The organism is Flavobacterium sp. PL02, assembly GCF_035013205.1.
Classification (GTDB): Bacteria; Bacteroidota; Bacteroidia; order Flavobacteriales; family Flavobacteriaceae; genus Flavobacterium.
The window spans coordinates 18,144-32,638 of sequence record NZ_JAYGJP010000007.1 but is presented as its reverse complement, the minus strand read 5'-3'; the positions used below and the strand labels follow the sequence as shown (position 1 = coordinate 32,638).

The 14,495-nt window shown below is 31.0% G+C and carries 11 protein-coding genes; 5 read left to right on the top strand and 6 right to left on the bottom strand.

Annotation, left to right across the window (positions count from 1 at the left end):
• The first annotated feature begins 28 nt into the window (after positions 1–28).
• From SHI72_RS17755 to SHI72_RS17735, 5 genes are all read left to right on the top strand, one after another.
• Positions 29–592 (top strand): DMP19 family protein, encoded by a 564-nt coding sequence (locus SHI72_RS17755; protein ID WP_165572131.1) that lies wholly within the window; start codon positions 29–31, stop codon positions 590–592.
• Positions 593–805: 213 nt separating this feature from the next.
• Entirely contained in the window at positions 806–1,189 is a 384-nt protein-coding gene (locus SHI72_RS17750; RefSeq protein WP_323490874.1) for a GreA/GreB family elongation factor, read from the top strand.
• Between the two features lie 65 nt (positions 1,190–1,254).
• Complete coding sequence (locus SHI72_RS17745; protein ID WP_323490873.1) at positions 1,255–2,235, top strand: helix-turn-helix transcriptional regulator; 981 nt, start codon at positions 1,255–1,257, stop codon at positions 2,233–2,235.
• A 194-nt stretch (positions 2,236–2,429) separates the two neighbouring features.
• The gene (locus SHI72_RS17740; RefSeq protein WP_323490872.1) at positions 2,430–3,410 is read left to right on the top strand and encodes an AraC family transcriptional regulator; all 981 of its coding nucleotides are present in this window, start codon (positions 2,430–2,432) and stop codon (positions 3,408–3,410) included.
• 71 nt (positions 3,411–3,481) lie between these two features.
• Positions 3,482–4,513, top strand: a complete 1,032-nt coding sequence (locus tag SHI72_RS17735; protein WP_323490871.1) for an AraC family transcriptional regulator — start codon at positions 3,482–3,484, stop codon at positions 4,511–4,513.
• A gap of 146 nt (positions 4,514–4,659) precedes the next feature.
• Here the strand turns inward: SHI72_RS17735 and SHI72_RS17730 are convergent, their stop codons facing one another.
• The 6 genes from SHI72_RS17730 to SHI72_RS17705 form a co-directional block, all read right to left on the bottom strand.
• Positions 4,660–5,049 carry a hypothetical protein gene (locus SHI72_RS17730; protein WP_323490870.1) on the bottom strand — a complete coding sequence of 130 codons (390 nt, stop codon included), beginning with the start codon at positions 5,047–5,049 and terminating at the stop codon, positions 4,660–4,662.
• Between the two features lie 119 nt (positions 5,050–5,168).
• Positions 5,169–7,136, bottom strand: a complete 1,968-nt coding sequence (locus SHI72_RS17725) for an OmpA family protein (protein WP_323490869.1) — start codon at positions 7,134–7,136, stop codon at positions 5,169–5,171.
• Positions 7,137–7,156: 20 nt separating this feature from the next.
• Entirely contained in the window at positions 7,157–8,077 is a 921-nt protein-coding gene (locus tag SHI72_RS17720; RefSeq protein WP_323490868.1) for a type IX secretion system membrane protein PorP/SprF, read from the bottom strand.
• Positions 8,078–8,113: 36 nt separating this feature from the next.
• On the bottom strand, positions 8,114–9,418 hold the full coding sequence (locus SHI72_RS17715; protein ID WP_323490867.1) for a gliding motility-associated C-terminal domain-containing protein: 1,305 nt from the start codon (positions 9,416–9,418) through the stop codon (positions 8,114–8,116).
• 634 nt (positions 9,419–10,052) lie between these two features.
• The gene (locus tag SHI72_RS17710; protein WP_323490866.1) at positions 10,053–12,470 is read right to left on the bottom strand and encodes a hypothetical protein; all 2,418 of its coding nucleotides are present in this window, start codon (positions 12,468–12,470) and stop codon (positions 10,053–10,055) included.
• 70 nt (positions 12,471–12,540) lie between these two features.
• The coding region (locus tag SHI72_RS17705) for a hypothetical protein (RefSeq protein ID WP_323490865.1) at positions 12,541–14,495 on the bottom strand (1,955 nt) is incomplete at its 5' end.

The following is a 14,495-nucleotide window of genomic DNA, read 5'->3' as shown; positions in this document are numbered from 1 at the left end:
CCTCAATAAAGCAGAAAAAATGGAAAAGATGATGAAAACGAAAATGGATACGATAATGGAAGTGAAAGCTGAAATAAAAACAGGAACAATAAAAAATACATTACCGAAAATTACCAAAAAAGAAATTTTAGAAGCAAAAGAAAATACTTGGGATTTTTTCTTTCTATTACTTTCTAAATATTATGAATTAATGGATGGGCAATATGATGAAACTGAAAATGAATTTAATACTGCCCAGCATACATTAATGGCATATAATATACTATATGGCGAAGTTACTAATGGAGGCTATTTATCCCTAATACAAAATGGATACGGTGGTTATATATTTGAAACTCTTTTCTCTGAAACAATGAAGGTATGGGGAATAAAAGAAATGGCAATAAATATAGATAAAGCCAAAGAAATTTATTTAGCACATAAACCTTTTTTAGAAATGGAAAGGACAGAGGAACAATTTTCAAGAATGTATCAAGAGTTTCCACATTTTAATTCTATCGATAAAGATTTTTTCAAGATTATGGACGATGAAAGCGAAAAAATTAAAATACATATCCAAGAAAACATGAGTGATTTCGCAACTGCAATATAATCATCATCTATAAAAAACTATAAACATCATCATCCTAATCAGGATAAATACGACATGCCTTAAGATTAAACAATAATATCATTGTTACTCTTAAAGATTTGTCATAAAGTTTCTAACTGCAACTTACTTAAAAATGCTGAATGTTTATAATTAAAATAACTAAAAAAATAAACTGCTATAAAGCATACGTTTATTAAGTAAAATCAAATTACAATGGAAAATAATAAGATAATAATAGAAGCAAAAGAACTTGAATTATTAAAAGAAATTATATCAACAACACAAAACAATAGCGATAGAATATACAATCTCTCTATTAAAAGATTATCGAGAGAACTTGAGACAGCAACAGTTATGGCTCATAATCAGATGCCTGAAAAAATTGTAAGAATAAATTCAAAAGTAACCGTGCAAATAGCAACCAACATTATTAAAAACTTTCAGATTGTTGTTCCTGAAAAAAGCAATTTAAATCAGAATAAACTATCCGTAATGTCTCCAATGGGATTAGCTCTATATGGATATTCTATTAATGATGAAATCTCGTGGCAGTTTCCTTCAGGAATAAATAAATTAAAAATATTAAATGTCGAATAAGCAGCTTTTTAAATATGAATGCTATTTAAAAACAAGCTGTATAACTTTATTATATCAATATTACTGTGAAAATAATTAAACACTCATATGGAACCAACTTAGATTGGGTAGCTCCACTAGCTGAGCAATTGGGCGCCAAAGTTGATGGTAATTTTATAATTTCATCAGATGGTCTTTTCTCTGGAAATAGATATTTTTTAGATTGTGAAGACGATATTGTTGCCTATTATGTCGATGGAATAAACAATATGGATTTTAACTTAATCCAAAAAAACACTAGCGATGATTTTATCGGAATATATTACAATTTAACAGAAGGAGGAATAAAATATTCTAGTAGCAATTTTGAGCAAGAAATAGGCAGATGGCACTATAATCTCTTAGTTATTGATAGTTCACTCGAAACAAATTATTTGATTAAATCGGGAACTAAATCATTTGTTTTTTGCATTTTCATCAAGAAAAACATGATGGAATCCTATGCCAAAAAAAATAATATTACACTAAAAGATATAGACAAAATTACAGATCCAACAAAAAATACTATAATACGATTTGATAGAATGAGTAGTGATAGTTATCATATCCTAACCGACTTACAAAAACTAAAAGTTGGCGGTCCTATATTTGACTTAAACCTCAAAGGAACTGTACATTTATTGTTATCTAATTTTTTCAAAAAAATGTCGAGTACAAGAATTATTATCCAAACTGTAAATAAAACAGACTTGGCTAATATTGTAGCTGTGCAGATGTTTTTAATCGATAATATTGAAGGCCACTTTCCGACTATCAAATTCATTGCTAATAAAGCTAACATGTCTGAGTCTAAGTTTAAAAATTTGTTCAAAAAAATAACAGGTATGACACCTAATGCATTTTTCATGGACAATAAGCTACTTAGAGCTAAGGAACTATTAGAAAAAAATCAGTTGTCAATATCACAAGTATCCGACAAGCTTAATTTTACTAACAATTCTTATTTCGCATCAAAATTTAAAGAGCATTTTGGTATTTCACCTAAAACATTTATCAAACAATTATAACATAAAACAAAACTACTTTTTTAATCAACTGTAAAACGATAATACTATATTTTAAAACATAGGATAAGCAAATAAAAAATCCTTATATGAATGATACAATACAAAATCGCTAGTAAATAACACATAATAAACACTGACAATCAATATTTTAATATAAAAAAACTTAACTTTATAGTGCATAAAAATATATCTCTGTGAAAATAATAGAACATACTTATGGTGCCGACCTGAACTGGGTTGCTCCTTTTGCATTACAAATGGAAGGAAAAACGGATGGTAATTTTATAGTTATACCAGATAGTATCCAAACCGGAACAAGGTATGTTCTGGACTGTGGTGATGGCATTATCGCCTATTATATTGATGTAACTTATAATAAGAATTTACACTTAATCCAGAAAAATAATACTAATGATTTTATAGGAATCTATTACAATTTAACCGAAGGAGAAGCTTCATTAAGGAGTAGTACTTTTATGCATGATATAGGGCGCTGGAAGTACAATTTAACGGTTATTGATGGTGGACTAGAATCAAATTATTTTGTTAAGAACGGTAGTAAAACATATGTACTTTGCATATTTGTTAAAAAGACTACGATAGCTACATTCGCAAAAAAAAACAATATTACTTTTCATAATATTGATAAAATTGCTGATCCTGAAAAAAACACAATTATTCGATTAGACAGGATGAGCAGCGAAAGTTATCACATACTAACCGATTTGCGTAAGCTAAAAGTTGGAGGACCTGTATTTGATTTAAATTTAGTAGGTACTGTTCATCTATTACTTTCTAATTATTTAAGAAAAATGGCAAGTCATAGAATTATTATACAAACAGTAAATGAATCTGATTTGGCAAATATTGTAGCAACACAAATGTTCTTAATTAGCAATATAGAAGATCATTTTCCGACGATAAAATTGATGGCAAGCAAAGCGAACATGTCAGAATCAAAATTTAAGAATTTATTTAAAAAAATTACAGGCGCAACACCAAATGCATTTTTCATGGATAATAAAATGCTATTAGCTAAAGAACTACTGGAGAAAAAACAACTATCAATATCTCAGGTTTCTGACAAGCTTAATTTTACCAACAACTCCTATTTCGCTTCGAAATTTAAAGAGCAATTTGGAATAACTCCAAAATCATTTATTAAACAATTATAAAAAATACCGGATTAAAAATATCCATAGCAGTGAATAGAAAATAAAAAAGACTAAACAAAAACTTATCTGCAATGAAAAAAATTACACATTTTTATTCTTTAACTCCAGAATGGCAATACAAACTTGCTGAAGAAATGGGTGGAGAACTTATTGATGATAAAATAATTGTTATTCCTGAAACATTAGGGCACGGGCAATCCTATTTTACTCAAATAACACCTGGAATTTCCGCATTATTTATGGATTTTGTTTTAACAACTCCTTTAAAAATAAACCGTCTTAAATCTGAAAACGAATTATATATATTCCATTTTGATTTAAGTGACCATACTAATTTAATTAAAATACAAGATATTGATTATGAAATCGGTTCTGCAATAAATGTAGGGCTAGCAATTATAAGTAATGATATAGAGAGCTCCTTTAAACCTGCAGTAGGACATAGAACATTAGCATTACGTCTACTTGTTGATAAAAACTTACTAAACGAATTTGTAGAAAGTCATCCTAGCGAAGAATTTACTAATAGAAGAATAAAAATAAAAAAAACAGTACCTTATTACTACGATAATATGGATAGTAATAGTATATTACTTATCCAATCCCTAAAGAGTAGATCAGTATATGACAGTTCATTTGATCCCTATCTTAAAGGAATTTCTTTAAAATTATTGGGTAATTTTTTAAATAGATATACAGATTCTGAAGCAGTAAAGAATGAAACTACCGAAATTGAAATAGAAGCTATTACCAAGACAAAAAACTACCTTCTAGATCATTTATACAACCCATTCCCTTCCGTACCTTTTTTATCTAAAATGGCTGGAATGTCACCTTCAAAGTATAAAATGTTATTCAAGAAAGAATTTCATAATACCCCAAATAATCTTTTTATAAAAGAAAAAATGCTTCTTGCAAACCGTCTTTTACAAAGTGGAGATTATAACACTTTAACAGAAATAATTTATGAGTTAAATTACACCAAATTAAGCTATTTCTGCACAAAATATTATGACCTTTTTCATAGAAAACCTTCTGAGGATTTTATTAAAAAAAAGAAACAAAAAAACTTTGCTGTTCTTAGACCAGATACTTATCTGTAATTATACAAGTACTACTCTTTCTTAGATAAACTAAAAAGAGTAGTATTTTATATTATCTCCTTTTCAATACTTATCTAGCAGTTCAATTTAATCTTTTAGTTTATTCTGTGTTTTACAGACATTGCTATTTATTTCATAATCAAGCATTACCATTCTCTCCAAATATCCGGAATCCCTTTCCCGTTTGCATAAATTTCAGGATTAAGACCAGCAACTAAAGTTATTTCATCTACCAAGTCACATAAATCTTCACTTACACCAAAATCGAATAATCCTTTCTCATCATTAAGTCGATTGAGTGAATTAATAATAATTTCAAACAATTCAATTTTATTTAATTCTGATGCTTTTTCTCCAATTAAGTACAATTTGCCTAGTAAATAGTCAAAAATAGCTTTTGTAGCATCACAATTCTCTTGAGTATATTGCTCAATCCCTTTATCATTTTTATCCTCTGTATCTGCCGAAAAATTATCTATCCATTCATCAAATGGATAATTATCCTTGATTTCATTTAATCTTTTCTGATAAGTCATTACACCTTTTTTTTATTCAATTTAAATCTTATTGATTTATGCATCTCATATGATCAAAACAAAAAAGTGGATATCATTATGATATCCACTTTTTTTAAAACATATTCCTATTCAAATACCTATTCGTGATGAAAAGAAATAATGAACTCTGAACGTCTGTTTAATTGATGTTGTTTCTCAGAACATTTTACACCATCAGCACATTTATTTATCAATTGAGTTTCACCATAACCTTGGCCTGTAACTCTATCAGCTTTGATTCCTTTACTTACAATATAATTAATAGTAGCTTTAGCTCTTCTATCAGAAAGTTTTAAGTTGTAAGCATTATCTCCACGACTATCTGTATGTGACTTAATATCAACTGTTAATCTTGGATAATCTTTTAAGATCTGTACAACTTTATTCAATTCTTTTTCTGAAGATTTTCTAATATTAGCACCATCTAAGTCAAAATAAATTGGTTGTAAATCAAGAGTTTTTGTTAAATCAGAACCATCAGTAATAGTTTTTCCTCCTTCACCTTCTAACTCTTTTACACTAGGATCAGTTACCAAATATTTATCAATCTCAAAACTTTGATTTTCAAATTTCTTAGGAATAAGTAATTCATGCGTTTGTTGATAATAACCAATTTTATCATAAACTAAAGAATAATCTCCTACTGGTACCTTTAATAAATATTCGCCTGCATTATCAGTATAAAACTCATCTACCATTTTCTTATTTGAATCAAGAACAGTAATCTTAACTTTTGGTAACAATTCGTTTTGTTTACTATCGTATACTTTTCCGAAAACAACAAGATCATATTTAACTTTAATTGGTTCTAATTCAGTCAAACCATAAATTTGATCATCATTAGTTCTATTAGATGCAAAGAATCCTTTATGTGTTTCTGGATTAATTACAAATCCAAAATCATCTCCAGATGAATTTATTGGTTTCCCAACATTAACAATTTTATAAGTGTTATCAGTATTCTTGAATGCTTCAAAAACATCTAAACCACCAAGTCCTGGATGTCCATCAGATGCAAAATAAAGTTGCCCTGTAGTTGACATAGAAGGAAAAGTTTCTCTTCCTATTGTATTAATAGTTGGTCCCATATTTTTAACTTCACCAAAAGTCCCATCCTCATTGATTGCAACTTCATATAAATCCGTTTGTCCAATAGAACCTGGTCTGTCTGAAGCAAAAATTAAACTTTTACCGTCAGGTCTCAAAGCTGGATGAGCATTTGAAAAAGAATCACTATTAAAAGATAAATCTTCAATGTTTGTCCATTTGTCTTTTACAAGTGTAGCTCTGTAAATTCTAAGACGATTTGTTTTTGTTTCATCAACACCATATTTATTACCCAAAAAATTACTTCTGGTAAAATACATTTGACTACCATCTGCAGTAACTACAGCTGTTGATTGGTGGAAAACTGAATTCACTTTTCCATTCATTCTTTTAGCATCAACTAAATCTCCATCATCAGTGATTGTCGCTTCATAAAGTTTGAAAAAAGGTTTTTTATTCCATCTGTCTTTCATTCTCTCTACAACATTTGTATCTCTTGCAGAAGTAAAAATAACCTTATTCTCTTTATAAAAAGATACTCCATAATCAGGCATATTAGAGTTAATACTAACAGCTTTAATTGTAAAACGATTCGACTGTTTTTCAATATTCTGTAAATACTCAGTACCAGCTGCAATTGCTTGCTGTCCTGATTTACTATTAAGCTCTTTTATGATTTTTGATGCCTCTTCAAATTGTCCATTAGATTTTAGACACTGCGAATATCTAAATAACTGGTCATTTGTGAAAACGTAATTATCTTTTAATTTTGCTATCTGATTATAAGACTTTAGAGCATTCTTGTAATCACCATTAAAAAAGTACGAATCTCCTAATTTTGCATAAATTCCAGAAGAACCAAATTCTTTCAGAACTAGTTTATCATATAAATCGCTTGAACTAACGTATGCATATGCTTGTTTATCGTAATTTTTTTCTGCTCTATTAACTAATCTGTCTTGCGAATAAGAATTATGCAGACCAAATAATACTATCCAAAGTAAAAAGTATTTTTTCATATGTATTTTTGTAATCATTATTAAAAGAATCTCGGATTAATCATTCGTTTGTTTGACTTATTGAAAAGATCAAATCTTAAGAAAAATTCATGTGAACCTGAATTATAATTTCCTAGGTTTGTAGTTTCATAATCATACGCATATCCAACTTGGATACCATCTGTTACCTGGAAACCTGCTAATCCACTTACACTGGCATCTACACGGTATGCAGCTCCAATAGTAAATTTATTATTAATTAAGAAGTTTGCAGATACATCGACAGCTATCGGAGCTCCCGATACAAATTTTGCTAAAACTGCAGGTTTAAATCTTAAGTATGGATTAATATCAAATACATATCCTGCAATACCATAAAAATGCGATTTTGTAGTATAGACAGATGATGAAACATCATCAAAAAAATCTGTTTTTAATAATTTTGGAACCGATACTCCAACATACCAATTATAGGTATGAACATAAACTCCTGCTCCAACATTTGGTGAGAACTGAGATTCTTTACCCATTAAATACGGATCCTCTGCATTTTTGATATTTAATTTAGAATAATCTACTACAAAATTGTCAAATCCTCCAGAGATACCAAAAGAAACTTTTAAGTCTCCATTATTACCCATAATTGTATAGGCATAATTAAGCATAACTCCAGTATTTTTTGTTGGTCCTATCTCATCACTTACTACGTTTAAACCAATACCATTACCATGATATCCTAAAGGACTTTGTATCGAAAAATTCATTGTTTTTGGAGCTCCATCAAGACCAACCCACTGTGTTCTGTATAACCCCATTGCACTTACCAAATCTCTTGAACCCGTATATCCTGGATTAAAAGTCATTGTATTGTACATGTATTGTGTATACTGGGACTCTTGTTGTGCCGAAGCATCAAAAATCCCTAACAATACAATTGTTACTATGTAAAAAATCTTTTTCATTAGTTGTAATTATTTTTAATTTAATGATTTTTAATTTTATTGATTATTGATGTATAGGTATCCAGATTTCTCTTTTCCTTCTTCTCCCTTAGTATATCTCAATATATAGAAATAAGTTCCTGTAGGAAGTTTTTCTCCTCTATTTACTGTTACACGACCATCAGAGTATCCTCTAAACATCACATCACTCTCATTATATGATTTTGCATCATATACTTTTACTCCCCAACGGTTGTAAATCTCAACTGAATTATCAGGGTAATCTTTAATCCCTTCAATAAGGAAAGTATCATTAACTCCATCGCCATTTGGAGATACAGCATTATAAACAATTACATCATCTAATGGCTTATTATCCTTAACTAGTGCCATTGTAAAAATTCCATATCCACTAACCTGAGCAGTTAATAATTGAGAATATCCAGCATCTTTACTTGTATTAGGAATAGGTTCACTTACTTCTCCTTTTTCCTCAATCCATTTGGACGAAGCTGTATCCCAACGCACAATAACTACTTTCATTCCTGAAGCAACATCAAGAAACTCATTTGGTGTTGTTTGTGAATCTAACGTAAGAGTTAGTACAATTTTATCAGCTCCTTCATCTTGTGTTACATTCCAATATTCCTTATCATTAATCAATAATATAGAATCCTCTTTACTTGCATGCTTATATTGATTATCTGAATTTTGATGAAAATACTGAGCTGTATAGACATTACCATCGCCAACACCATCCTTAGTATGAAAAGCAGGTCTAAAAAAAAGATCATTCCCTACTGGAAATTCAAACATACTATTTCCTATTTTCTTCACTTTACCATCTACAAAACTTAAGTCACTAGCCTCAGAATGAATAGCATTTTCATTAAAAATCATCACACTCTCCTTATTTACTTCAACTATTCCGGCTCTAAATTCTGCCTTACCATTTACTGAAATTATTTGATTTAAACGAAATGGAACTAATGAATCTGATTTACTATCAAAAATAACATCCTGAAAATAAGTCGTTTTACGTCCATCGATCTTCTGAACTTTTTTACCGTTGAAAACAGTTCGTCCTTTACTTTCTTCACCAGTATACAACACGTCTCCATCATTATTCCAGTTATCAAAAATGTAAACGATTCCATCATTCGTAAAATCTCCTGAAACCTCATTTATATACGGCTCGTAAACTGACAATATTGTTTTATCATCTACTTTTACGATACCACCATTAATAAACTGTGCTTGCCCACTTTGAGAAGCCAACAAAACCAGCACAAAACTTAAGATACCGCCAGGATACCTAACAATTGATTGTTTTGTCTCTTTATATAAGTCATTTTTTTTCATATATAATATTATAATTTATTACACAAATCACACTTTCTATTATGATACAAAGCTAAATCAATCACAAAATCAACTTAACCCGTAAAAGTTATTGCTATATCAAAATAAGACGAATTAATTTCGGTTATATTTATCGATTTATAAGCTCATATTTCTCTTAAATCTATTTTATGCACTTACTATTTCATCATTTTATTTTAAGTGTTTTTCCTTTATTCTTAATCGAAATCCAATTAAATGGTTTTCTATAAATTTTAAACAAATAAGAATCTATAAGCTCACTAAAAAGAACAAAAAAGAGAACCTAAGTTCTCTTTTTATACAAAAATCTAATTATCAAAAACCATAATATTCAAAATCAAAAGTTGTCCTTCTTTTCACTCAAACACTCTGCTATCAACACTGCAAATTTCTTGTTAACCCATCATACTTTTTACCTCTAAAAGCTTTTAAACTTATAGATTTGGGTATAAAAAAAGAGAGAGCTAAAGCCCTCTCTTCAAAAAAAATAAAAAACTATGTACAAATTGATTGTAGATTAATTTTTCTATAATAAAATATTAGTGTGTTTTATTAAACATCTCTTTTATGATTTCCATAAAAGAGATGTTTTTTTACCTTCACTTACTTCTTACTATTTAAATGTATATTTTGTATTTGTATTATTTTGCGCATAATCTACAGCCCAAGCAAAAAGATTCGCATAAAAAATACTGTTATAAACGGTAACATTACTATCATATCCATAACTAGGTTTTACAACAGGAATACCGCCAGATTGCATTCTTGCAGGGTAATTTCCATTTTGATTATTACTTACCACACCTGCATTGTAACCTGCATCTCCAATAAAAACAAATCCATATGTATTATCTCTAAAAGAGAAAACTTTAGATGAACCTTTTTCAGTAGCTAACACAGTGCTATTCGCTGGTGCTGCAGTAAGAAATATTGAGTTATCAACATCTCCACCCATGTTAAATCCAGCTGTATTACCAAAAGGACCATTTAAAATAGGATCAGCAATATTTGCCAAATCAGTTATATTTCTACCAACTCCATTATTAGCTGCAACAGTTGAAACATTAGTTCCTAAAATACCATTTATAACATTTGGTATGTTAGCATCTCTTTCAGAAGCAAAAATAACCACTCCCTTTTTATCCTTAACAAACTCTGCTAAAACTGCAATTACATCTGCATTAGGCTGGAAGTTGTATGCAATATGAATAATATCAGTATTATCTCTAATAATATTACTTTTAAGTGTACTTGCACTCGGCCCACCGTAATTAACAAGCTTAAATCCTCCTAACATCTGAACTTTACCATTAGGTCCAAAATTATTTGCATTATTTAATACCGCATAAGAAGTTTCACCACTGTTAGCACTTCCAGGGTTATAAAGACCATCTCCAATACCAGCAATAATCATTTGACGGTATGCAAATGTAATTGCTTTAGAACAAGTTACACTACTTGAAGTACTATTAGTGCTAATTGTGTAAGAATATGATCCTCCAGCAGTTGGAGTTCCAGAAGCTTTTAGCGTTATAGTTTGCGCTCCTGTACTCGTGAAAGTTCCCGTAGCTGAAAAAGAGATTCCATTTAATGTATTAGTAGAAATACTATAATCTCCTACATAAGTCACATTTACCGGAACTGCCATCGAATTTTCACTTGTCATAGCTACATTAGGAACATAACTTCCTGATGTTGTAATACTATTACATGTCATTGTAAATGCAATAGGTTGTTTTGCAATAGTTAAATTATAAAAACATTCTCCACCAGCTCCTGGGGTTCCTGTTACTGTTAATTCTGTTGTAGCTCCACTCGTAGGCGTCCCTGAACCTTTAAGAACAACAGTATCTGCACCAAGTTTTGTCAATACAATTGGCCCTGAAGAGAAAGATACTCCGTTAACAGTGTTGGTTGAAATTGTTGTTGAACCTGTAGCTGTAACATTTATAGGCAATGTAATTGTATTATTAGTTGAGTTAAGCGCAACATTTTGCATGTATACTCCACTTTGTGTAGCTCCGGCACAATTCATAGTATAAGCAACTGGTGCAATTACTACTGGAACTGCATTACAAGATCCACCTGCAACTGTATTGGCGTTTGATGTAAGATTGAAAAGATCTGTTCCAGAAGCTACTGGAGTTCCTGTTGCTAATAATTCAACCGTTTGAAGCCCTGTTGTAGTAAAAGTACCTTGTCCCATAAATGAATATCCGTTTACAGTATTCGTTTTCATACTCCAAAAACCTGTATTTGATACATTAACATCAAGCGTTAATTTATTATCAGCAGTTAAAGCGACACCAATATTGTAGCTTCCTATCGTAGTAAGACTACCACAAGAAATAGCAAAATCAACACTAGCTTTTTCTATATAAATATGTGGCGTACAATCACAAACTACACCATTTAAAATCACAGTTACCACGTCACCTGGATCTCCTGTAGCATAACCTGTATTAGGTCTTCCTGTTCCTTTTAATGTTATATCATAAACCCCTGCAGTAGGAAAATTTCCACTTGCCTCAAAATAATACCCATTGGCAGTTGTAGCTGTCATTGTATATGTACCAGCTTGTGTAACTGTAACAGGAACTGTAAGTGTATTATCTCCTGATAAAGTAACTCCTTGCTTGTACGTACCATTAGCTATAACCAATGAACATTGTGCTGCAGAAACATCAAATACAGCTGGTGGAGGCGTACCACACATACTTAACCATTGTACCCTTAAAGAATCCCAATAATCAAAACAATTTGAATTGGTATTAAATATTAATAATCCATTTGATAAATTAGCCGTAGGGATAGCATTACGTTGTGCTGTAGTCAAACGTGAAATTAACATTCCTTTATTATTACTCTCTAATTCGAAAATAGCACCATCTTTAGCTTTGGTTGCACCACCGCTAATAGTTCCGTCTTTGATCTTTGCTGTTTCTACCTGAGCAAAAACAGAACCAAAACTTAATAAACATAGGATAACCGCTAAGGTCATCTTCTGTATTTGATTTATATAATTTTTCATATTCTTAAATTTTAATCAGTGTCAAAGCACTTTATAAGTGCTTTGACAAGATTAATTATTAATTGATTTACTATTTATTTGACATTAATTTTTCCAATTTTTCTAAACGTGCATTCATTTCATCAGTTGCTGCTTTTAATGATTTAGATTCAACTTTTAGTTTTTCAATTTCATTATTTTTAGCTTCTAATTCTTTGTCCTGCTCAATAATATGTAAATACAATTCTTCCGTTTTTTCAAGTAATTGTATTGATAACTCAGAAACATTGAACGAATATCCTTCTTTTGTTTTCATCAATTCGTTGATTGGTGTTATACCTGGCAAGTGATTGTTCTTTTTGATATAAGCATCTATTTCTGCCAACGTTTTAAATTTATAATCTGCTTTAATATCAGAGAATCCTTTAAAGTAATCCTCGAACACATAATCCGCATAATATGAATTCACAGTTGTTATAGCTCCATTTACTCTCAATTTTTCATTTGGAGCATCAGACGGAGCTGTAAAGCCAATTCCAACCCAACCTTGTGTGTATATATTGTCAGTATTTAAAGTTGCTCCCTTTTTAGAATCAACACCATACCAAGGTTCTTTTACAAGGTCTGCTAGATTTAAAGGATGCAAAGCTTTGTTCTCATCAGTATAATCTAATGTACCTTCATCAGAATTTATCACTAACTTAGTTAATGTTTGATTTGCACCAACCATGTCAACCATGTTAAAACTTGTAGTAACACCTGCCTCATCTTTATAATTTAATTCGCCTAGAGAGCCATCATATTCAAGAGATGTTAAAGTTTCTACCCCTTTTACTAATGTAGACATATCAATAGGTGATTCTACTCCAGCTTCATCAGTATATGTCAAAGTATGTTTTTCAAATACTTGTCCACGAACATCTGTTGTCTCTGTTACAACATCTTTTAAAGAAGTAATAGTTTCTTTAATAGCTGCTGGATTTCCTGCTGCATCAGTAAAAGTTGCAATCGTATTTCCTTCAGTTACAGTTGGTACAAATGAAGTAACTCCATCAGCTCCTTTTAATCCAGCCAGTTCGTCAGCAGTGAAATCCGCATATGTAAATGATTTACCATCTTTTCCGTTGGCACCGCTAACTTTAACCCATTCTTTAGTAATTGGATCTAGAACATAAACATTACCAGTAGTAGTATCTATCCAAGTAGTTGTACTTGCTGGTATAGTAACTCCAGGATCTCCAGGAACTCCAGGACCTCCAGCAAAACCAGCAGCACCATCAACTCCATCTTTTCCATTTACTTTAACCCACTTACCGTCGGCATCTTTAACATAAACAATACCTGTTTCTGTATCAATCCAAGTAGTGGCATCTGCAGGGATTGTGACTCCAGGAGCTCCAGGAGCCCCAGGACCTCCTGCTAAACCAGAAACTCCATCATTACCGTTTATTTTAACCCAGTTTGGAGATTTTGCTACCCATTCTGCATCTCTTCCTGCAACTGTTTTATCTGTACCTGTGTAAACATAAATATCGCCATTTGGTGATTTTATAATCGCATCAAGTGTAGTGATTGAACCCGCAGTACCTGGTTCTCCAGTTGCTCCGGTAATTCCATCTTCTCCATTTAATCCGTTGATTTTAACCCAGTTTGGAGATTTTGATGCCCATTCTGCATCTCTTCCTGCAACTGTATCACTTTCACCAACATAAGCATAGATATTACCATTAGCATCTTTTACAATCGCATCTAGCGTAGTAATTGTACCTGCTGTACCTGGCGCTCCATCTATACCTTTAATTCCATCTATACCATTTTTACCTGATAAAGGAATCCATTTGTCATTATTATTTGGATCACGTACGTAAACAGTTCCTGTTTCATTATCTATATAAATAGCCACATTATCTCCAGGATATCCAGTTTCTCCTTTAGCTCCAGGAATTCCTTTGCCTCCAATTACACCATCTTTTCCATCTTTTCCATCAAGTCCATTAATCTTAACCCAATTTGGAGATTTTGATGCCCATTCTGCATCTCTTCCTG